21 protein-coding genes and 1 pseudogene are annotated in these 21,052 nt (G+C 64.1%); 12 read left to right on the top strand and 10 right to left on the bottom strand.

Going from position 1 to position 21,052, the window contains the following annotated elements; translation table 11 throughout:
• Positions 1–28: 28 nt before the first annotated feature.
• Complete coding sequence (locus CWO91_RS19785) at positions 29–1,102, bottom strand: 4-oxalomesaconate tautomerase (protein ID WP_130215490.1); 1,074 nt, start codon at positions 1,100–1,102, stop codon at positions 29–31.
• 118 nt (positions 1,103–1,220) lie between these two features.
• Here CWO91_RS19785 and CWO91_RS19780 point away from each other — a divergent pair, with 118 nt between their 5' ends.
• The 4 genes from CWO91_RS19780 to CWO91_RS19765 all read left to right on the top strand — a co-directional run bounded on the left by CWO91_RS19780 (position 1,221) and on the right by CWO91_RS19765 (position 5,797).
• Positions 1,221–2,201 (top strand): LysR family transcriptional regulator, encoded by a 981-nt coding sequence (locus CWO91_RS19780; protein ID WP_130215488.1) that lies wholly within the window; start codon positions 1,221–1,223, stop codon positions 2,199–2,201.
• A gap of 395 nt (positions 2,202–2,596) precedes the next feature.
• Positions 2,597–3,982, top strand: a complete 1,386-nt coding sequence (locus CWO91_RS19775) for an ABC transporter substrate-binding protein (RefSeq protein WP_130215486.1) — start codon at positions 2,597–2,599, stop codon at positions 3,980–3,982.
• 94 nt (positions 3,983–4,076) lie between these two features.
• Positions 4,077–4,949, top strand: a complete 873-nt coding sequence (locus CWO91_RS19770; protein WP_130215484.1) for a carbohydrate ABC transporter permease — start codon at positions 4,077–4,079, stop codon at positions 4,947–4,949.
• Positions 4,946–5,797, top strand: coding sequence for a carbohydrate ABC transporter permease (locus tag CWO91_RS19765; RefSeq protein WP_091888255.1), 852 nt, complete (start codon positions 4,946–4,948; stop codon positions 5,795–5,797). The genes CWO91_RS19770 and CWO91_RS19765 overlap by 4 nt, the downstream gene beginning before the upstream one ends.
• Before the next feature lie 103 nt (positions 5,798–5,900).
• Here CWO91_RS19765 and CWO91_RS19760 read toward each other — a convergent pair whose 3' ends face one another.
• Genes CWO91_RS19760 through CWO91_RS19740 form a run of 5 tightly spaced genes read right to left on the bottom strand, consistent with a single transcriptional unit; the run spans position 5,901 to position 13,056 of the window.
• Positions 5,901–6,713, bottom strand: a complete 813-nt coding sequence (locus CWO91_RS19760) for an ABC transporter permease (RefSeq protein ID WP_130215482.1) — start codon at positions 6,711–6,713, stop codon at positions 5,901–5,903.
• 4 nt (positions 6,714–6,717) lie between these two features.
• Positions 6,718–7,632 (bottom strand): ABC transporter permease, encoded by a 915-nt coding sequence (locus CWO91_RS19755; RefSeq protein WP_130215480.1) that lies wholly within the window; start codon positions 7,630–7,632, stop codon positions 6,718–6,720.
• On the bottom strand, positions 7,629–8,801 hold the full coding sequence (locus tag CWO91_RS19750) for an ABC transporter ATP-binding protein (RefSeq protein ID WP_130215478.1): 1,173 nt from the start codon (positions 8,799–8,801) through the stop codon (positions 7,629–7,631). Before CWO91_RS19750 ends, CWO91_RS19755 begins: the two co-directional genes overlap by 4 nt.
• A gap of 52 nt (positions 8,802–8,853) precedes the next feature.
• Positions 8,854–10,332, bottom strand: coding sequence for a glycerol-3-phosphate dehydrogenase (locus tag CWO91_RS19745; RefSeq protein WP_130215476.1), 1,479 nt, complete (start codon positions 10,330–10,332; stop codon positions 8,854–8,856).
• 36 nt (positions 10,333–10,368) lie between these two features.
• A complete protein-coding gene (locus CWO91_RS19740; protein ID WP_130215474.1) occupies positions 10,369–13,056 on the bottom strand; it encodes a sensor domain-containing protein in 2,688 nt (895 codons plus the stop codon).
• 202 nt (positions 13,057–13,258) lie between these two features.
• On the opposite strand from CWO91_RS19740, the gene CWO91_RS19735 reads away from it, so the two are divergent.
• On the top strand, positions 13,259–14,362 hold the full coding sequence (locus tag CWO91_RS19735) for an NAD(P)/FAD-dependent oxidoreductase (RefSeq protein WP_130215472.1): 1,104 nt from the start codon (positions 13,259–13,261) through the stop codon (positions 14,360–14,362).
• 105 nt (positions 14,363–14,467) lie between these two features.
• Here the strand turns inward: CWO91_RS19735 and CWO91_RS19730 are convergent, their stop codons facing one another.
• Positions 14,468–14,647, bottom strand: a complete 180-nt coding sequence (locus CWO91_RS19730; protein ID WP_025034152.1) for a YdcH family protein — start codon at positions 14,645–14,647, stop codon at positions 14,468–14,470.
• Positions 14,648–14,975: 328 nt separating this feature from the next.
• Here CWO91_RS19730 and CWO91_RS19725 point away from each other — a divergent pair, with 328 nt between their 5' ends.
• The 3 genes from CWO91_RS19725 (at position 14,976) to CWO91_RS19715 (ending at position 15,827) form a co-directional block, all read left to right on the top strand.
• Positions 14,976–15,182, top strand: coding sequence for a YdcH family protein (locus tag CWO91_RS19725; protein WP_100234445.1), 207 nt, complete (start codon positions 14,976–14,978; stop codon positions 15,180–15,182).
• Between the two features lie 153 nt (positions 15,183–15,335).
• The gene (locus tag CWO91_RS19720) at positions 15,336–15,554 is read left to right on the top strand and encodes a hypothetical protein (RefSeq protein WP_130215470.1); all 219 of its coding nucleotides are present in this window, start codon (positions 15,336–15,338) and stop codon (positions 15,552–15,554) included.
• 21 nt (positions 15,555–15,575) lie between these two features.
• A complete protein-coding gene (locus CWO91_RS19715; protein WP_128936481.1) occupies positions 15,576–15,827 on the top strand; it encodes a hypothetical protein in 252 nt (83 codons plus the stop codon).
• Positions 15,828–15,829: 2 nt separating this feature from the next.
• On the opposite strand, the gene CWO91_RS19710 is transcribed toward CWO91_RS19715, so the two are convergent.
• Positions 15,830–16,540, bottom strand: coding sequence for a GGDEF domain-containing protein (locus CWO91_RS19710; protein WP_165405561.1), 711 nt, complete (start codon positions 16,538–16,540; stop codon positions 15,830–15,832).
• Between the two features lie 141 nt (positions 16,541–16,681).
• On the opposite strand from CWO91_RS19710, the gene purE reads away from it, so the two are divergent.
• Both purE and CWO91_RS19700 read left to right on the top strand, forming a co-directional pair.
• Positions 16,682–17,170: a 5-(carboxyamino)imidazole ribonucleotide mutase gene (purE, locus tag CWO91_RS19705; RefSeq protein ID WP_130215466.1), complete on the top strand. Its 489-nt coding sequence runs from the start codon at positions 16,682–16,684 to the stop codon at positions 17,168–17,170.
• Entirely contained in the window at positions 17,167–18,273 is a 1,107-nt protein-coding gene (locus CWO91_RS19700) for a 5-(carboxyamino)imidazole ribonucleotide synthase (protein WP_130215464.1), read from the top strand. The genes purE and CWO91_RS19700 overlap by 4 nt, the downstream gene beginning before the upstream one ends.
• 137 nt (positions 18,274–18,410) lie before the next feature.
• Here the strand turns inward: CWO91_RS19700 and aqpZ are convergent, their stop codons facing one another.
• Positions 18,411–19,133 carry an aquaporin Z gene (gene aqpZ, locus CWO91_RS19695; RefSeq protein WP_130215462.1) on the bottom strand — a complete coding sequence of 241 codons (723 nt, stop codon included), beginning with the start codon at positions 19,131–19,133 and terminating at the stop codon, positions 18,411–18,413.
• Positions 19,134–19,395: 262 nt separating this feature from the next.
• Between aqpZ and rpsU the strand changes: the two genes are divergently transcribed.
• Both rpsU and CWO91_RS19685 read left to right on the top strand, forming a co-directional pair.
• Positions 19,396–19,692: a 30S ribosomal protein S21 gene (rpsU, locus tag CWO91_RS19690; protein ID WP_008546194.1), complete on the top strand. Its 297-nt coding sequence runs from the start codon at positions 19,396–19,398 to the stop codon at positions 19,690–19,692.
• Positions 19,693–19,821: 129 nt separating this feature from the next.
• On the top strand, positions 19,822–20,472 hold the full coding sequence (locus tag CWO91_RS19685; RefSeq protein ID WP_130215460.1) for a tetratricopeptide repeat protein: 651 nt from the start codon (positions 19,822–19,824) through the stop codon (positions 20,470–20,472).
• Positions 20,473–20,493: 21 nt separating this feature from the next.
• Here CWO91_RS19685 and CWO91_RS19680 read toward each other — a convergent pair.
• A pseudogene (locus CWO91_RS19680) lies at positions 20,494–21,052 on the bottom strand (hypothetical protein); the annotation flags it as partial.

Here is a 21,052-nt window from a genome sequence, read left to right as displayed (position 1 = left end):
TTCTTGATGGCTGCGGAGGCGGCGGGCTTCAGGCCGCCAAGACCGAATGAGGCACGTGCGACCGGCGGGCGAAGACGTGCCCCTCGAAGATCCGCCGGGCTGTCCGCTGCACTCGGGCGACCAGGCCGGGCTCCAGCCGAACCACGAGCTGGCCGGAGGGATGGGCGAGCGTGATCGGCACCGGCGGCGCCAGCGGTCCGACCATCTCTGCCGCGATCGTTCCGGGCGTGAGGCACGCAGTCGCGATCGCGACCGCGCCGGTCACGGCCAGCGCGCTATGGCAGTCGTGCGGCATGAAGTATCGGGTGTTCAACTTCGCCTCGCCCGCGGACGCAATCAGAACCGGCTTCGGGATCACCATTGTCGCGGAGTTTGGAAAACCCATCCGGAGCCCAGCCTCGATGCGCAAGTTCTCGAGACGCGCGCGGAAGCCGCTGTCGGCGAAGTCCGAAGGTGCCTCACGGCCGGTCCATCCCAGATCCGCCGCGCGGACCAGCATGACCGGCATCGCCGCGTCGATGCAGGTCACGTCGATCCCTTCGATGCGGTCGACCGGTCGTCCCGTCGGCAGCAGGCGACCGGTGCGTGCGCCGGCCGCGTTAGGGAACGACAGTTCGATGGGCGCGGCCGTTCCCGGTACGCCGTCGATCCGCGCCTCGCCCTCGTAAGTCACCCGCCCTCCGGGGGTGGCAACGGTCGCATCAATCAGCTTGCCGGTGTTGACATTGTGGATGCGGACATGGGTGCGATCTGCGGTCGCGGCGACCAGGCCGGCCTCGATTGCGAACGGCCCCACGGCCGCCAGCATGTTTCCGCAATTCGGAGAGGTATCGACGATCCCTTCACGAACACGTACCTGGGCAAACAGGTAGTCAACATCGGCGCCGGGCACCGTTGCCGGTCCGATGATCGCGACCTTGTTGATGACGGCATTGCCGCCGCCGATTCCATCGATTCCAAGATCATGCCCACCTCCCATCACCGACAACAGGACCGCGTCGCGCGACCTGGGGTCGGCGGGAAGATCGCGGGCCAGGAAAAACGGTCCGCGCGAGGTACCCCCGCGCATGACCACACAGGGAATGGCAATCTGATCATTCATGGAATTCTTCCGTTCGGCGACATCTTCGCCCGGACCGGAGCATCCTCCCTCCGAACTCTTTTGTGAAATGCAAATATCTGAGGTATTATTTCGTCTATCGACATAATGGAGCCTTGCCATGAACGCAGAACTGCTCGACCTCAAGGCGTTCATCGCCGTCGCGGAGACGGGAAGCTTTGTCCGGACCGCCAGGGCGCTGAACTTGTCTCAACCAGCGCTCAGCCGACGCATTCAGAAGCTGGAAGAAAGCCTCGGTGCGCCGTTGCTCGAGCGGTCGACGCGCCACGTCAATCTCACCATGACGGGCCGTGACTTCCTGCCGAAGGTGCGCCGCCTCATCGACGAGTTCGAGACCTCGGTGCTCGCCATCCAGGATATCGGCGCGCGGAGTTCAGGCTTGGTCTCGGTGGCCGCGGTGCCGACAGCAGTGTTCTATTTCCTGCCGCGAGCGATCGGCCGGTTTGCCGAAGCGTATCCGCGCATTCGCATCCGGATTCTGGACATCGGTGCCAATGAGGGATTGGAAGCGGTCGCGCGCGGCGAAGCCGACTTCGGCATCAATTTCATTGGTGCTTCGCATGCCGAAATTGAATTTGAGAAACTGGTTGAGGATCCTTTCGTCCTGGCCTGCCGTCATGACCATCCGTTGGCATCGCGCAAACAGGTAAGTTGGTCGGAGATCGTGCCGCACCGGGTCATCACCGTCGGTCGCAACAGCGGCAATCGCGCGTTGATCGACAATGCACTGGCACGACACGGCCTGCAGCTGAACTGGTCCTATGAAGTCGCGCATCTCTCCGGTTCGCTTGGCCTCGTCGAAGCGGGACTCGGCATCGCCGTGCTACCGAAGCTCGCGACGCCAGCCGCCGGCCATCCGATCATTCACACCATTCGATTGATCGAGCCGGAAGTGTCGCGGACGATCGGAATTGTGCGCAGGCGCGGAGCGACACTATCCCCTCATGCCAGCCAATTTCTCAAGATGCTGCTCGAGGCATGGCGTTCTCCTTCCCGAACGAGCGGGCAAGGCAAGCCGCGGTCCCGATCCGCCGAGGCAGGTTCAAACACAGGATCGACGGGCCTGAAGCGGAAACGCTGACAGCTCGCCGGCAGAGCGGGGCGAGACCGTTTCCCTGTCGAACCGGAGTTCCTCGGATCAACCCGCCTGTGCTCACAGAGACATTTTGGCGCCCTGCAGTAGGAGCACCGCTGCGTTGCGAGCGGGTTGCGTTGCGTTCAGTCCTCATACCGCTTAAACGTCTTGCGCTAGCGGCGAGCAGGTATGCGCGCATGGTCAGGCCAAGCCAGAACGCACAAGGCGAATTGATTGCCGCGAATTGATGCGGCGATTGGATCGATGCGCGCATTAAGCATCTCCGCGAGGCTCTATCCCCACGACATTGGTCTGACAAGATGGCGCTAGATCAGACTTCCGCCATGCGCTAGTGTTTTATACGACCGGTTAAAAACACCGGCCGTTTGAGGGAGAAAAACGTGAGATCCAAGGTTATTGGCGCAGTATCATTGGCGGTCGCTGCGGTTGGGCTGTTTGCGGCCACTGCACCCGCCTTTGCGCAGCAGAAGACGATTACGGTTTGGTGGGGCAAGGGCTTCTATCGCTCCGAAGACGACGCGTTGATCGACACGATCAAGAAGTTCGAAGCCAAGACCGGCATCAAGGTCGAATTGTCGCAGTACGCGATCCAGGACATGATTCCGAAGACGGTCGCCGCGCTCGATGCCGGCACCGTGCCCGATGTCGCCTATTCCGACTCTTATGACGTGCAGGCGCAGGGCAAGTGGGCTTACGAGGGCAAGCTCGAGGACCTCACGGATGTCATGGAGCCGATCAAGGGCCGGTTCGTGCAGAACACGCTGGATGCGTCGATCCTCTACAACGATGTGACCAAGAAGAAGGCTTATTACGGCTTCCCGCTGAAGCAGCAGAGCATGCACGTCCAGATCTGGAACGACATGCTGGAGAAGGCCGGCTTCAAGCAGAGCGACATTCCGACCGACTGGACGGGCTACTGGACGTTCTGGTGCGACAAGGTGCAGCCGGCGATCCGCAAGGCGACAGGCCAGCGCATCTATGCCGTCGGCCAGCCGATGGGCGTGGAATCCACCGACGCCTTCCAGTCGTTCTACACCTTCATGGACGCCTACCACGTCAAGCTGGTCGACGACGACGGCAAGCTGCTGGTCGATGATCCCAAGGTCCGCGAGAACCTGATCAAGGCGATGAAGGACTACACCGACACCTACATCAAGGGTTGCACGCCGCCCTCCTCGACGACCTGGAAGGATCCTGACAACAACGTCGCTTTCCACAACAAGACCATCGTGATGACTCACAACTTCACGATCTCGATCGCGGCGAAGTGGTACGAGGACTCACAGAACCAGGCCCTCACCCAGGAGCAGCGCGACGCCGGCAAGAAGGCCTATGAACAGGACATCATCACGGCGTCCTTCCCCAAGGCGCCGGATGGTTCGACCATCCGCTACCGCTCCGACGTCAAGACCGGGCTGGTCTTCACCGCGGCCAAGAACAAGGCCGAGGCGAAGCAGTTCATCAGCTTCCTGCTCCAGGAAGAGAACGTCCGTCCCTATATCGAGGGCGCACTCGGCCGCTGGTTCCCGGTGACGAAGGAAAGCCAGGAAAGTCCGTTCTGGCAGGCTGACAAGCACCGCAAGGCGGTCTACACGCAGTTCAAGGGCGGCACCGCCGCATTCGACTTCACCAAGAACTGGAAGTTCACGATCCTCAACAACGAGAACGTGTGGGCGAAGGCGATGAACCGGGTGGTGAGCGAGAAGGTTCCCGTCGACAAGGCCGTCGACGAACTGATCGCCCGCATCAAGCAGGTCGCGGGTTAAGTCATCCGCCCCTCTCCCCGCGTTGCGGGGAGAGGTGTAAGAACAACTCCGGCCGCGTTTCGCGGCCGGCTTCTCTTTGAAGAGACCGAAAAGAATGGCGATTACGCTCTCTGGCGATCAGGCAATCCCCGGCCCGCCCCTGTCGTCGCGGCTGACCCCGGCGCAGGTCTGGGGCATCGTACTGCTTGCGCCCTATCTGCTCGTTTTCCTTGCCTTCGTCATCTATCCCGTCGGCTACGGGCTGTGGCTGGCGCGCGCCCCAGCGAACTATGTCGCGCTCTACAACGACCCGATCTTCGCGCGCGCCGCGGTCAACACGCTGATCTTCCTGGTCATCGGCATCAACATCAAGATGCTGATCGCGCTGTTCCTGTCCGGCTTCTTCGCCCAGCAGCGCACCTGGATCAAATGGCTCTCGGTGATCTTCATCCTGCCCTGGGCGGTGCCGTCGATCCCGACCATCCTGTCGGTGCGCTTCATGCTCAATCCCGAATGGGGCATGATCAACCACCTCATCTTCTCCTTCACAGGCGATGACGGCCCGAACTGGCTCAACGATCCGACCGTGGCGCTGAGCATGGCGATCGCCGTGCACATCTGGAAGTCGCTGCCGTTCTGGACGCTGATCCTGATCACCGGCCGTCTTGCGATCTCCCACGATCTGTTCGAGGCCGCCGAGGTCGACGGCGCGAGTTGGTGGCAGAAATTCCGCTACATCACCTGGCCGTCGATGCAGACGCTCTACGTCACCTGCACGCTGCTCTCGATGATCTGGACGCTCGGTGACTTCAACAGCGTCTATCTGCTCACCGGCGGTGGCCCGGCCGACCTCACGCATGTGCTGTCGACGCTCGGCATCCGCTATCTCCGGCTCGACCAGCTCTCGCTCGCCATGGCGTCGATCGTCTGCGCGATGCCGTTCGTCCTGCCGCTCGTGTACTTCATGATGAAACGGTTGTCGCGATGAAGCTCCCCTCCTTGCGCGAAGTCGCGATCGAAGCGCGGCTGCTGCTGATCGGCATCCCCGTCTTCCTGTGGACGATGATCCCGATCTATCACATGTTCCTGTTCGCGATCTCCCCGAAGGAGGACGCGTTCTCGGGCAAGCTGTGGCCGGATCACCCGACGCTGCATAACTTCGAGATCGTGTTCAAGCAGCAGCACTATTTCCTGCGCGACTTCTACGTCCAGTTCTGGAATTCGACGCTGATCGCAGCGTCCGTCGGCGTGCTGACCCTGTTCATCGCGACCGCGGCGGCGTTCTCGATCTCGCGGCTGAAGGTGCCGGGTGGACGCATGGTGTTGAACCTCGCGCTCTTCACCTATTTCATCCCCGCGGCGTTCCTCGCCGTGCCGATGTACCGCACCATGGGCAATTACGGCCTGCTCAACAATCACTGGTCGCTGATCCTGGCGATGGTGACGATCGCCAGCCCCTATGCGATCTGGGTGCTCAAGCAGGCCTCCGACAAGCTGCCGGTCGAGCTGGACGAGGCCGCCGTCATGGACGGCGCGACGACGCTGCAGATCTTCCGCCTGGTCTATCTGCCGTTGATGATGCCGTCGCTGGTCGCGATCGGCACCTATGCGGTGCTGCTGGCCTGGAACGAATATCTCTACGCGTTCCTGCTGCTCTCGAACGATCGCGAGATCACTCTCCCCGTCGCACTCGGCAACTTCCTCGCCGCCGACGACTCGCCCTGGGAGCTGCTGATGACCACCGGCTTCATCTATGCGCTGCCGCCGGCCGCGGTCTACTATGCCTTCCGCCGCTACATGGTGGGCGGGCTCACGGCGGGTGCGGTGAAGTCGTAGCAGCCCTTCGTGTCATTGCGAGCAGCGTAGCGACGAAGCAATCCAGAGTGTTTCCGCGGGGGCATTTCTGGATTGCTTCGCTTCGCTCGCAATGACGATCGGCTCACAGTGGCGCCGCGCTCTCGCCCTGTGAGCTCGACAGTTTCGAGGCGAGCGAGGCGATGACGATGACCACCGCGATCAGGGCGATCACCAGCGTGCAGATCGCGTTGATCTCCGGCTTCACCCCCAACCGCACCTCGGAGTAGATCCGGATCGGCAAGGTCGCGGAGCCGGGGCCCGTGGTGAAGCTCGCGATCACGAGATCGTCCAGCGACAGCGTGAAGGCCAGCATCCAGCCGGCGACGATTGCCGGCGCAATCAGCGGCAGCGTGACGGCCACGAAGGCGCGGACAGGATCGCAGCCGAGATCCATCGCGGCCTCCTCCAGCGAACGATCGAGCGAACCGAGGCGGGACTGCACGACCACCGCGACGAAGCACATCGTCAGCGTGGTGTGGGCGATCGTCACCGTCCAGAAGCCGCGCTCGGCGTTGAGCGCGACGAACAGCAGCAGCAGCGACAATCCGGTGATCACCTCCGGCATGACCAGCGGTGCATAGAGCATGCCGGAGAACAGCGTCCGGCCACGAAACCGCTCGCCGCGCGACAGCGCGACCGCGGCGAGCGTGCCGAGCAATGTGGCAATGGTCGCGGACGAGACCGCAACCCGCAGGCTCATCCAGGCAGCCTCGATCATGGCGCGGTCATTGAAGAACTCGTGATACCAGCGCAGCGACCAGCCACCCCACACCGTCACCAGGCGCGAGGCATTGAAGGAATAGATGACGAGGATGAGGATCGGCAGGTAAAGGAACGCCAGCCCCAGCGTGAGCGAGGCGATGTTGAAGCGGGAGAGACGAAAGCCCTTGCGCATCGTCTCAACGCCCCTGTTCCAATTGCCGCTTCTGCAGCCGCTCGTACAGCAAGAGCGGCACCAGCAGCACCACCAGCAGCACGATGGCCGCCGCGGACGCGACCGGCCAGTCCTTGTTGGTGAAGAATTCGAGCCAGAGGGTCTGGCCGATCATCAGCGAATTGGAGCCGGCCAGCAGGTCCGGGATCACGAACTCGCCGACGATGGGAATGAAGCACAAGAGCACGCCGGCGCCGACGCCGGGCAGCGACAGCGGGAAGGTGACGAGCCAGAACACCTGCCAGGGCGGCGCGCCGAGATCGCCGGCCGCCTCCTCCAGCGCCGGCTCCATCTTGGCGAGCGTGGCGTAGAGCGGCAGGATCATGAACGGCAGATAGGAATAGACGATGCCGATATACATCGCGCTGTCGGTGGAGAGCCACACTATGGGCCGGCTGACCAGATGCAGTGCCAGCAGGATCTGGTTGAGCAGACCATCGTGCTGGAGGATGTTGATCCAGGCATAGATGCGGATCAGGAACGAGGTCCAGAACGGCACGATCACCAGCACCATCGCCACCGCCTGCCAGCGCTTCGGCAGCCGCGCCATGCCATAGGCGATGGGATAGCCGATCAGGAGCAGGAGCACGGTCGCCGTGACGGCGACGGTGAGACTGCGCACATAAGCGAACACATAGATGTCGTCGGAGATCAGCAGCCTGAAATTGTCGATCGACAACGCCGCAAGCGCCGTCTTCAGCGCTTCCCATCCCGCCGTCAGGTCGAACACAGGCTCGTAAGGCGGCTGCGCAATCGCCGTCTGCGACAGGCTAATCTTCAGCACGAAGGCGAACGGCACCAGGAAGAACAGCACCATCCAGAGATAGGGTGCGATTGCAGCAAAGCGCGCCGGCCGCGCGAAGATGCGGCGTCCGCTCATGACGGCAACACCACGCAATCGTCGGGCGTGAACCAGGCGACGACGTTCTGGTTCACGCTGTAGGCGTCGACGTCGAGACGCGCGCTGTTGACGACTGAAGCTTGCACCATTCCGCCGTCGTCGAGCTTCACCTTATAAGTAGTGGTGCCGCCAAGATAGCAGATGTCGGCGATCACACCGTCCAGACTGTTGATCGCCGTTTCACGACCGGCCTCAAACACCGGGCCGCGGCGCGAGAGCTTGACCTTCTCGGGCCGGATCGCGACCGACAATTTCGCCTCGCTCACCGGCTCCCGCGGCTCGGCCGCAACCAAAGTCCCGGCGTCGCGCGTTGCGATGACCAGGCGATGACCGTCGCGCAATTTGAACTCGCCCTCGAACAAATTGACGTCGCCGACGAATTCCGCGATCCAGCGCGAGCGCGGCGCCTCATAGAGCTCGCGCGGGCTCGCGACCTGCGCCAGCTTGCCGGCGTTCATCACGCCGATCCGGCTTGCCATCGTCATCGCCTCTTCCTGGTCGTGGGTGACGATGATGAAGGTCATGCCGAGCCGGCGCTGCAGCTCCATCAGCTCGGCTTGCGTGCTCTCGCGAAGCTTCTTGTCGAGCGCTGCGAGCGGCTCGTCGAGCAGCAGGAGCTGCGGCCGGCGGGCCAGCGCACGGGCCAGCGCTACGCGCTGGCGCTGGCCGCCGGAGAGCTGATCGGGCTTGCGCTTCTCCAGTCCCTCGAGCTTCACCAGTGCGATCATCTCCGCCACGCGCGAGGCGATGTCGGCGCGCGCCATGCCGGCACGCTTCAGGCCGAAAGCGATGTTGTCGCGCACCGACAGGTGCGGAAACAGCGCGTAGCTCTGGAACATCATGTTGATCGGACGCTCGTGCGGCAAGGCCTGCGCGATATCCTTACCCCCGAGCAGGATGCGCCCCTCGTCCGGCGCCTCGAAGCCGGCGAGCATGCGCAAAAGCGTGGTCTTGCCGCAGCCGCTCGGACCAAGCAGCGCGAAAAACTCGCCGGCCTTGATGTCGAGCGATACGCCGTCCACGGCACGGAACGTCCCGAACGTCTTGGCGACGCCCTCGATGCGCAGCAACGGCTGCCCGGCCGCCGGATGTTGATCTCCGCTGGCCGCATTGGCCGCGGCGTCTGTTCTGGGCAACTCGTCCGTCATGTTCCCTGCCAACCCCGATTCCGCCGCACGCTAGCGGCCGATCGTCCCGAGCTCAACCGGTTCGGGATGAATCGTTCACATCCGACATGAACACCGCCAGCGCGTCGCGATCCGCCGCGGGCATGGTCAGGCCGAGCTTGGAGCGGCGCCACAGGATGTCGTCGGGGAAGCGCGCCCATTCATGGTTCATCAGGTAACGTACTTCGGCGCCGGTCAGCTCCGGACCGAAGGCGGGGCCGAGCTCTTCACGGGTCTTGGCCTCGCCAAGCACCGCGGGCAGGCGCGAGCCATATGCCGCGACCAGGCGCTGGGCCTGCGGCTCCGAGAGAAAGCGCCAGCGGTCGCGCGCGAGGTCGACCTCGGTGTCGAAACGATCCCAGGCAAAATCTCCACCCGGTAGCGCCGCGCCGGCGGTCCAGCGCGGCGACATCGGGTAGAACGGCGTCAGCTTCGTTATCGCTCGCTCCGCGCGCAGGCGCGACGTCGTGATATCGCCGCCGAACATCGTGATCAGCGGCGCCTTGCGCCGGTGCGCGTGGAACAGGGTCGTGCCGTCGCGTTGCCGCACGGACGCCAGCGTCAGGTTGACGCCGGAGATCGTCCGGACCACGTCGGTCGGGGTCACGCGCTCGCGGAAATAGCGGCTGGCCGCCTCGCAGAGATAGCTGATGTCGGCTCCCGGCATCGCCACGATCGCGGGATCGCCGGTGAAGTCGTGCGTGACCGTGCCGATCAGGGTGAAGTCGCGCTCGAAGGGCCGAGCAAAGATCAGTCGTCCGTCGCTGTTCTGGAACACGTAGACGTTATCGGAATAGAACAGCCGTGGCACGATGATCTGGCTCATCTGCGTGGCGGCCATGGCGGGCTGCGGCTGCCGCAACACGGTCTCCGCCACCATCGGCGTCCAGGCGCCGGTGGCGTTGGCCAGGGCCCGTGCCGTGATCGTACGGCGGTGGCCACGATCGACCACCGCAAGCCGCCAGGTGTCGGTTCGGTCGGCGCGGACACAGCGTGCCCCGGTCCGGATCGCCGCGCCACGTTCGGCGGCATCGAGCGCCGTCAGCACCACCAGGCGGGAATCATCGACGACGCAGTCCGAATATTCGAACGCCGTGCCGAACGGACGCTTCAGCGCGTTGCCGACCGGATGATGCGTGATGTCGAGGGTCGTCGCGACAGGCAGCCCATTCCGGCTGGAGAGGCTGTCATAAAGCAACAGGCCGGCACGCAGCAGCCATGGCGGGCGTTCCTCGGAATGGGCGGGGATGACGAAGTGCATCGGCCGGACCAGATGCGGCGCGATCCTGAGCCAGGTCCGGCGCTCCGCCAGCGCCCGCCGCACCCGCCAGAACCCGCGCCGTTCCAGAACCGATAGATCGCCATGAATGAGCCGCGGCGTCGCCGACGACGCGCCGGCGCCGAGATCGCCCTGCTCGAACAGGATGACCCTCAGGCCACGGCCAGCCGCATCGCGCGTGAGGCTGACACCGTTCAGGCCGCCGCCGATGATCGCAAGGTCGTAATCCGCCATGAGGCCGTCGAGAAGGAGCGAAGCGCCCCGTCATCATTAGCCGGTCTTGAGCGCAAGCTCCATGACCTCAGCGCGGCCGACGAGGCCTGCATATTTCCCGATCGGCAGAGGCTTGCCGAGCAGATAGCCCTGCACGCCGTCGCAGCACTCCTTGGCAAGGAAGGCGAGCTGATCGAGGGTCTCAACGCCCTCGGCGATGATCGACATTTCGAGGCCGTGGCCGAGATCGATCACCGCGCGCACGATCGCCGCCGATTGCGGGTTGCGGCCGAGATTGATGATGAAGGCGCGGTCGATCTTGATCTTGTCGAACGGGAACGCCTGGAGGTAGCTCAGCGAGGAATAGCCGCTGCCGAAATCGTCCATGGAGATCCGCACGCCAAGTGCCTTCAGCCGGCGCAGCAGCGCAAGGCCGCGGTCGAAGTCCTCGATCAGCACGCCCTCGGTGATCTCGAGCTCGAGCCGGCCGGGTGCAAGGCCGGTCTCGATCAGGATCGAATGGACCAGCCCGACCACGTCACCGTGCATGAACTGCGCCGGCGACAGATTGACCGCGACCTGGAGCTGTTTTGGCCAGGACGCCGCCTCGCGGCAGGCCTCGCGCAGAATCCACTCGCCCATCTCGACGATCAGGCCGCTCTCTTCCGCGATCGGGATGAATTCGGCAGGCGAGACCTGACCACGCACCGGATGCTGCCAGCGCGCCAATGCCTCGAAGCCAATGATCTCGCTCTCGGCGACGCTGTGGCCGGCGGCGCCTTGCGGCTGGAAAGCGAGCGAGAGCTCGCCATTCTTGATTGCCATCGAGAGGTCCTGGTGCAGCACGCGGCGATCGCGGATCTGCTGGTCCATCTCCGGCTGGTAGAGGCTGATCGTGCCGCGCGACTTCTGCTTGGCGCGGAACAGCGCCGCGCCGGCATTGGCAAGCAGCGAGGCGCCATCAGCGCCATTGTGCGGGAAGATCGACATGCCCGTGGTGATGCCGGCGCGGACCGGACGGCCGTCGATCTGGAATTCCTTCGCGACGGCCTCGGCGATTTGCTGCGCCAGCGCAAGACCCGCCTCCGGCTGCTTGCCGTCGATGATGAGACCGAACTCGTCGCCGGACAGGCGCGCCACCACGCCGCCGCGCGCCGAATCCTGGAGCCGCTGCGCCACCTCGATCAGGAGCTTGTCGCCGAGCGCGTGGCCGAAGACATCGTTGACCTCCTTGAGGCCGTCGAGGTCGACGCAGAGGACGGCGAACTCCTCGCCGGTGCCTTCGCAGGCCTCGATCATCTGGGTCAGTGCCTGGAGGAAGGCGGCACGGTTCGGCAGGTCGGTCAGGCCGTCGTGATAGGCCATGTGCGCCATGCGCGACTCGGTCTGCCGGCGATCGGTGACGTCCTCGTGGGTCTTGATCAGATATTGCGGCTCGCCGGCATCGCTCAGCACGGTGGCGCGGCGGGTCAGGAACAGCCGCAGGCCGTCCTTGGTGGAGATCGGATGCTCCTCGGTGATCATCCCGCGCTTCTTGATCGCGGCCTCGTCGCGCGCGATGATCAGCTTGGCTTCCTTGGGATTGAAGATATCGGCGGCGGTCAGGCCCGTGGCTTCCTCGCGCCTGCGGTTGAGAATCGTCTCCGCGCTGCGGTTGGCGAGCAGATAGCGGCCATCCTTCACTTGCTCGACGATCAGCGCCACCGGGATGTTATCGACCACGAGCTCGAGGAACTTCTTGGTGCTCTCCAGCTCCTGCGACAGTGAGCGGCGGTCGGTGATGTCCTCGAACACCAGCAGCAGGAATCCGGGCCGATTGCTTTCATTGCGGACCGCGATCCGGATCGAGGCGACCATGCGCCGCTCCCCGCCACGCTCGACGTCGAATTCGTTGCGGAACTGGCCGTCCGGCGAATTGAGCGCGGCCTGGTCGGCCGCCTCGATGCTGGCCGCCGAGGCGGGCACAAACAGCTCGCGCGCCTTCTTGCCGACGACGTGATCCCGCGAGAAGCCCCAGAAGCGCTCATAGGCGGTGTTCGCGAAGATGTAGCGGCCGTCCTCGATGTTCTTCGCGGCAACACAGGCCGGCACGTGGTCCAGCACCGTTTCCAGGAACTGCTTGGTGGAGGCGAGCTGTTGCGACAGCCTGCGCTGTTCGCTGACGTCGAGATGCGTCGCCACCGAGCCGCCGTTCGGCAGCACGTGAAATTTCACCAGGATGGCCCGTCCATCCGGCAATTCGGTGATCAAACCGTTGCTGCTTGCCGCCTTCTCGTAGAACTCGTCGTCGGAGGCGCCGCCGAGCACCCCGCGCTTGCGTCGCAGCGCGAGGAGTTCGTAGCCATTCATGTTGGCCCGGACATCCGACCGCGTCAGGCCATAGATATCGAGATAGCGGTCGTTGCAGAAGATGACGCGCCGCTGCGCATTCGTCATCACCACGCCCTGGTTGAGATTGTTCATGGCGGAGGAGACGAAGGCATTGCGCCGCAACTGCAAACGCCTGGTTCGGCGCAGCGAGGAATGGATCCACAGCGCGATCGAGGCGAGGAACGAGCAGACGACGATGCCCGCGATCAGGACTTCCCAGATCACGCTGGGATCGAGCTTGGCGAGATCACCTGGAGCGGTGAAGCCGTCCGACAGCGCAAAGGCGCGCGCAGGCGCGACCGCGCCGGCCAGGCACAGGACGGCCTGCACAGCGATCGGAAGCGTGCTGCCCACGTGCCAGTTCTTCTCAGCCATCAGCCACCCGCGATTTCAACGTCGGATTGTCTGGCTTCACGGGTTTGGATCGGGTAAACGCCTGTATGTGCAACGGAAAAATTTGACGCGAAATACGGCAATTGCCCTGACATGATAAATGCTTCCTTAACGGAGAACGGCCGCGCGCCCTCGATTCCAGAGCCGCGGCCACCGGCGCTTCCAGCGGACGTCCTGCACGACCATGGATAAAGTCGATTGCGTCGTCATCGGAGCCGGCGTGGTCGGACTCGCGGTGGCTCGACGGCTCGCGCAGGCCGGGCGCGAGGTCATCGTGCTCGAGGAAGCCGAGGCCATCGGCACCATCACCTCCTCACGCAACAGCGAGGTGATCCATGCCGGCATCTACTACCGCGCCGGCAGCTGGATGGCGCGCATGTGCGTCGGCGGCAAGCACGCGCTCTACCGCTACTGCGCCGAGCGCGGCATCCCGCACAAAAATTGCGGCAAGCTGATCGTCGCGACCAGCGCGAAAGAGACTGAGAAGCTGCAATCGATCAAGGCACATGCCGAGGCCAACGGCGTGCTCGACATGCAGCTGCTTTCGGGCGAGGCCGCACGCGCGCTGGAGCCGGCGCTTGCCTGTGACGCCGCGCTGCTGTCGCCGTCGACCGGCATCATCGACAGCCACGCCTACATGCTCTCGCTGCGCGGCGAAGCCGAGGAGGCCGGCGCGGCCTTCGCGTTCCACACGCCACTGGTCCGTGCCAAGGCAGCCGCCGGCGGTATCGAGATCGAGGCTGGCGGCGAGGCGCCGATGACACTGCAATGCGACCTGCTCGTCAATGCTGCGGGGCTCTCGGCAACGACGGTTGCGCGCAACATCGACGGCATGCCGCTGGACCGGATTCCGCCGGCCTATCTTGCCAAGGGAAATTACTTCAGCTGCAATGCAAGGGCGCCGTTCTCGCACCTGATCTACCCGGTGCCCGAGCCCGGCGGGTTAGGGGTGCACCTGACGCTGGACATGGCAGGGCAGGCCCGCTTCGGCCCTGACGTCGAGTGGATCGAGACGATCAATTACGAGGTCGATCCGTCACGCGCCGAGCGCTTCTATCCCGCGATCCGCAAATACTGGCCGACGCTGCCCGACAGGGCGTTGATGCCGAGCTATTCAGGCATTCGCCCGAAGATCGTGCCGCCGGCGGTGGCCACGCAGGATTTTCTGATGCAGGGCCCGCGCGATCACGGCGTCGCAGGCTTGATCAACCTGTTCGGCATCGAATCGCCGGGACTGACGTCGTCGCTTGCGATCGCCGATCACGTCGCCGAGCTCGCAGACATCTAGGCGCCGCGCAAATTTTGCACGACGCACATTGCAGCAGGGGTGAGCGCAAAGGCACTCATCCCCGCTTGAAAGGGTACGATCAACTCTACGCTGTTACGGGGGTCACTAGTGGAGCGTGTCGCCTTGCTTCAGACGCTCGATCTGGTCCTTGACCATCAACTTCCGGCGCTTCAACTCAACAATTTGCAGGTCGTCTGTTGAAAGGTGCACGAGAGCTTCGTGCAATTCGTTTTCGAGAAGTTTGTGCTTCCGTTCCAATTCAACAAGATGTGCCTGAATTGTCATTCGAAACCTCCTCGGTAGGGTTGAACCTTAGGATTCGATCCGGACGAGAGACTGTACATCACCGATTCGTTCTGTCGATGGGTATCCGTCGTCGCGGCGTCATTTTTGAAAATTCATATGTAACGAAGCGTGAGTAAGGAACCACGCGAGAAAAATCCATGATATCAATGCGCCTGCGTAGCGGCGCGGCGACTCGCAGAAATATGTTGCGGGAGATCGGCGGGCTATGGCCGCAGATCGCTTGCGGTCACGCCGCGCAAGGACGATAATTTCCACAGGGCATCCACAGCCCAGATCTCACGCCTATCGGTTTTCGGCCACCGCAGACATGACCAATGAAAACGAGCGTGAGCTCGAAGCCGAGCTCACCCGGTTGCAGCAGGAACACCGAGATCTCGATGCGGCGATCGATGCACTGCATCAATCGCCCGCCCCCGACCTGTTGCGGTTACAGCGGTTGAAGAAGCGTAAGCTCTTGTTACGCGATCGCATCGCGTTCATCGAAGACCAGATTACGCCCGACATCATCGCCTGAGCCCTGAGCCGGTCGTTCGCGGCGGCTCGCCGTATCTGAATCCGCTTGACTCGAAAAGAACAAAATAGGAACATTCGGAACGTCCCGGCTCCAGACAGGCCAAGGGAAAACGCCAAGGGAAAAACGCCAAGGAAAGGCAGAAGGACAACGCAGATGTCGGCAACCGCCCTTCTCGACAACAGCCATTATGAACAAGCCTGCGATCAGGCGATCGCGATGTGCGACGGCAATCTGCGCAGCACCATCAAGGCGCTGATCATGGCCAATGAATATCTGGAAGCCGAGCTGGCAGAATTGCAGGCGGCGATTTCCGCCGGCTGCATTCCGGAGACCTCGCCCAGCAAGATGCGGGGCAAGAGCAGCGCCGCCTGAGTTCAACATCGGAGCAACGCCATGTCGGATGTGACCTACTACGTTGCAATGCCCTTCCTGATCGATGCTGACGGATCGCCCGTCGCGGGCGCCGCAGAGGAGTGCCAGAGTTCGGCGGCCGCATTGCGGCGCGCCGAAATCTTGTCGCGCGGTGCCGGTCACATCGGCGCGATCGCGTTCAGCCGCAGCGGCGATCCCATGACCGGCGAATTCGGCGACGCCACACTGCTGCGCAAGTTCGGCAACGTGCCGCAAGATCTCGCCACGCTGTAGGATCAGCTGCTGGCGAGCCTGATCCGTGGCTCGTGACGCCGGTGCGCCTTGCGCACATACATGGCGGCATCGGCTTCCTCGAGGGCGCGGCCTGCGTCGGACTGCGCCCCCAACAGCGCGACGCCGGCGGAGGCGCCCGCAGCCACGTGCCGGCCCTGAAATGTGAATGACAATTCGTCGATCGCCTGCTCGAGGATGGCGGCCTTCGCCTTGGCGTCGGTCTCGCTGAGATTCCACAGCAGCAGCACGAACTCGTCGCCGCCAAGACGACCGACCACATCCGAGGCGCGGACCTGCCGCGTCAGCGTCGCGGCAACCGCCTTCAGCACCTCGTCGCCGGCGGCGTGTCCGAAGGAATCGTTGATCGGCTTCAGCCGATCGACGTCGAGCACGATCAGCGCCCCGCTGGCGCGGTAGCGCTTCATGTAGGCAATGGCACGGTTGAGCTCGCGCTCGAAACCGCGCCGGTTCGGAATCTCGAGCAGGAAATCGGTGTCAGCGGCCGCCTCGAGCTCCGCGACCCGCCGCTCCGCCGCCTTGAGCTTGCTCCGCAAGCCGCGGATGGTCGCCTTGATGGTTTCCGTGGCTCCATCGGCCGGCGTTTGGCGCCGCGCCGGGCGAGCCGGACGCTTGGCAGCGGCTTTGGAGTGGCTGGCGCTGGTCTTTCGGCCCGTTTTGGCCTTCGCAGCACTCGCCCTTTTTGGTTTCTTCATGGGCATCCTGCTCAATGAAGGCTTGCGGGGATTCACCAAGACAGGATAGTGCATTCCCTTCTCCTTGCCACCGCCTTGCGAGCCGCCGGCCGGAACCTTTAATCTGGCCTATCTTTCTGTTTTCCGGGCACATTTGACGTCATGACCGCGCCGATCGCCATCATCATGGGAAGCCAGTCGGACTGGGACACGATGCGGCATGCCGCCGATACGCTTGCCGCACTCGGTGTCGCCGCCGAAACCCGCATCGTTTCGGCGCACCGCACCCCCGATCGGCTATTCGCTTTCGCCAAGGGCGCCAAGGCGGCGGGTTACAAGGTCATCATCGCCGGCGCCGGCGGCGCCGCGCACCTGCCGGGCATGGCGGCGTCGCTGACGGAACTGCCGGTGTTCGGTGTCCCCATCGAATCGAAGACGCTCAAAGGCCTCGATTCGCTGTATTCGATCGTTCAGATGCCCGCCGGCATCCCGGTCGGCACCCTCGCGATCGGCAAGGCCGGCGCGATCAATGCGGCGCTGCTGGCGGCTTCCGTGCTGGCGCTGTCCGACCCCGCCCTGTCCGGTCGCCTGGCCGCCTGGCGCAAGGCGCAGACCGAGGCGGTTGCCGAGCGTCCGGAGGACAAGGCGTGACCGACGCCAGGCAGGTGACGCTGAAGCCCGGTGACACCATCGGAATCCTCGGCGGCGGACAATTGGGCCGGATGCTGGCCATGGCTGCGGCGCGGCTCGGGCTGCGCTGCCAGATGTTCTCGCCCGATCCGGATTCCCCGGCCTTCGACGTGGTCCTGAATGCGACCTGCGCCGAATATGCCGATGTCGAGGCGCTCGAGCTGTTCGCCAACGACGTCGACGTCATCACCTACGAATTCGAGAACGTGCCGGCGGCCGCCGCGATGGTGCTGGATGCGCGCCGCCCGGTGCTGCCCAACCGGAAGATCCTCGAGACCACCCAGGACCGGCTGGCCGAGAAGGATTTCGTGACGCGGCTTGGCATCGGCACGGCCGCCTATGCCGACGTCACCTCCGTTTCCTCGCTGCGCGAGGCGATCGTGCGAATCGGTCTTCCGGCCGTCCTGAAGACCCGCCGCTTCGGTTATGACGGCAAGGGCCAGGCCATCATCCGCGAGGGCGACGACATCGCCAAGGTGTGGACCAGCCTCGCCACCAAATCGGCGATCCTGGAGGCCTTCGTGCCGTTCGAGCGCGAGATCTCCGTGATCGCCGCGCGCTCGGCCGCGGGTCAGGTCGAGTGTTTCGATGTCACCGAGAACGAGCACCGCGACCACATTCTGAAGATATCGCGCGCGCCCGCGCCGATCCCGGATTCGCTCGCCGAGGAAGCACGCAGCATCGCCGGCAAGATCGCGAACGCTCTGGACTATGTCGGCGTGCTTGCCGTCGAGATGTTCGTGCTCGCCAACGGCACCGGACCGAAGGTGCTGGTCAACGAGATCGCTCCGCGCGTGCACAATTCCGGACACTGGACGCTGGACGGCGCATCCATCTCGCAGTTCGAGCAGCACATCCGCGCCATCGCCGGCTGGCCGCTCGGCAAGCCCGTGCGCCACGGCGAAGTCGTCACCATGACCAATCTGATCGGCGACGAGATCAATGACTACGACAAATGGCTGACCGTTCCCGGCGCCACGGTGCACATCTACGGCAAGGGCACGCCGCGCCCCGGCCGCAAGATGGGACACATCACCGAAGTCAGGCCGACGAAAGGCACCTGAGGGGACCGCAGCAATCGCTGCGATCCCCCTAAAGCGCGATGAGATCAGGATGAATCGTCATTGCGCTTTAGGTTATTGTTTGAGCATGATCTTTCCGGAAAACCGCTGCACACTTTTTCCGGATCATGCTCTAGCGATTACGCAGTCTTCACGCCTGCGACGATGCCTGTGGGCTCCTCGCTGAGCCAGCGGTAGATCACCCCGCCCAGCGCGCCGCCGATCAATGGCGCGACCCAGAACAGCCAGAGCTGCGACAGCGCCCAGCCGCCGACGAACAGCGCGGGACCGGTGCTGCGCGCCGGGTTCACCGAGGTGTTGGTGACGGGGATGCTGACGAGATGGATCATCACCAGCGCGAGCCCGATCGCGAGCGGCGCGAAGCCCGCGGGCGCGCGGCCATGGGTAGCGCCCATGATGATGAACAGGAACATCATGGTCATCACCACCTCTGTGAGGAAGCACACGATCATGCTGTACTGGCCGGGCGAATGCGCGTCATAGCCGTTGGACGCGAAGCCCTTGGTGACGTCAAATCCGGGCGCCCCGCTCGCGATGACATAGAGCAGCCACGCGGCAACGATCGCGCCCGCCACCTGGGCGATCACATAGGGCAGGATCTGGCCGGCCGGAAAGCGCCCGCCGGCGGCAAGGCCAATCGTGACGGCAGGATTGAGATGGCAACCCGAGATGTGGCCGATCGCATAGGCCATGGTGACGACGCTCAACCCGAACGCCAGGGACACACCGACGAGACCGATGCCGACCTGAGGAAAGCCGGCGGCAATGACCGCGCTGCCGCAGCCTGCGAATGTGAGCCAGAAGGTGCCGATGGCTTCGGCGGCGTATTTTTTCATATCCATGTGTGGTCCCCCTGATTTCAAGTTTCCGGAGCAAAGCTCCGGAAACGGCCCCGTCATTGGCACCGAATCGCCCAAATCGGGGCCGCACAGAGGTATTTTCGCCGCATTTAATGGCCGAACTTGGCCCAAAATCCCCCTTGGCCGGTGGACATCTGCAGTTTTGTCTGATACATCCGCGCGCTCAAGGTTAAGGGCTTGCGCGTTTCGCCATCCCCTTTGACTTATCAGAATTCAAATCCGATCCACCTGAAGAGGATGCCGCGTGCAGGTTCTCGTTCGCGATAACAATGTCGATCAAGCCCTCAAGGCGCTGAAGAAGAAGATGCAGCGCGAGGGAATTTTCCGCGAGATGAAGCTCCGCGGTCACTACGAGAAGCCCTCCGAGAAGAAGGCCCGCGAAAAGGCCGAAGCCGTGCGCCGCGCGCGCAAGCTGGCCCGCAAGAAGCTGCAGCGCGAAGGCCTGCTGCCGATGAAGCCGAAGCCGGTGTTCGGCGCAGGTCCCGGCGGTGATCGCGGTGGTCGTGGCGGCCCCGGTGCAGGTCCGCGCGGACCGCGCTGATCTACCGGATCTTGCAAGACTTCAGTTTTCGATGACGCGGGCCCCTGGCCCGCGTTATTGTTTTGTGAGCGGTGCCTTCTTCTGGGACGGGGGCACTACCGATGCGGCACCAGCGCGAGCGAACCGTAGATGGCCTCCCCTTTCCCCGAGCGCAGCTTGGCGCGGCTGCGCCAGATCTGGCAGCGGCCGTTCGTGCCGGCTTTGATGGGGATTGCGCTGTGCAGCTGCTCCTTCGATCTGGGATCGCTGATGCCGGAGAAGGAGAAGCCTCAGGAGGCGCCGAAGGCGACTGCGGCCGCCGAAAGCGCGGTCAGCGCCGTCAATGTCGGCGAAGCCCAGGCCCACACCGCAAAGGCCCAATCCCTGGCGAAGTCAGGCGAGACCGCAGCTGCGCTCGACGAGTTCAATCGCGCGGTCGGGCTCGATCCCTACAATGCGCAGGCGCTCTATGGCCGTGCCTTGATCTATCAGGGCAATAACCAGCACGATTTCGCAATTGCCGATTTCAGCGCTGCGAGCGGGCTCAACCCGCAGAAGGTCGAGCCGCTGCTCGGCCGCGCCACCAGCTATCTCGCGCTCGGCAAGGTCAAGGAGGCCGCAGCCGATCTGGACGAGGCCTCCGAGGCCGATCCGCACAACGCCCAGGTCTGGACCACCCGCGGACAGGCCTATGAGCGGCTGGGCGACAGGGCCAAGGCAGCGGCGTCCTACACCAAGGCGGTCTCGCTTCGCCCACGCGACGATGCCGCCCGCAGCGGCCTTGCCCGCGTCGGCGGCTGACAGCGCGGCTCAGATGCCGTCCTAATCGGGGGTGGCGGGCTTCGGCAGAACGGCGTGGAACATCGATTTCATGCCGGACAGCATCTCATCGGCGACATTGGTCTTTGGCCGCTGCATGGTCGTGGGCGCGCCGGCGTCGGCGCGCAGATCGAGCGGCGGTGCGATCACCGGCACGGGAATATCAGCCGGCGGCGTCACCCGATTCGGGTCGTCATTGCCGCCGACCGAGGCCGTGTAGGGCGGGTTGACCGGCGACGAGCCGCCATTGCCATAGGCCTCGGATGATGGCGTCGACACCGTGATCGGCGGCGGCAGCGGACGCACCGGGGACGGCTCCGCAGTGGTCACACGCGGAGCCTCCGGGATGCGGGCGGCTTCTCGTGCCGCAGGCTCCGCCGGCCTTTCAGCGGGCTTGGTTTCGGAAGATTTGGTCTCGGCCGATTTGGCCTCAGCGGCCTTGCCCTCGGGCGATTTGCGCAGACGCTCGATCGCGGCGCGCACGAGGTCATTGGCGTCGGGGGTCGCGGCCGGCGAAGCTGCAGCCGGGGCCGAATTGGCCTCCACCACCGGGGCGGCGGCC

Origin of the sequence: Bradyrhizobium genosp. SA-3, assembly GCF_004212635.1 — a bacterium.
GTDB lineage: Bacteria > Pseudomonadota > Alphaproteobacteria > Rhizobiales > Xanthobacteraceae > Bradyrhizobium.
Note: the sequence above shows the minus strand (reverse complement) of the source record. Positions and strands in the feature narration are given on the sequence as shown.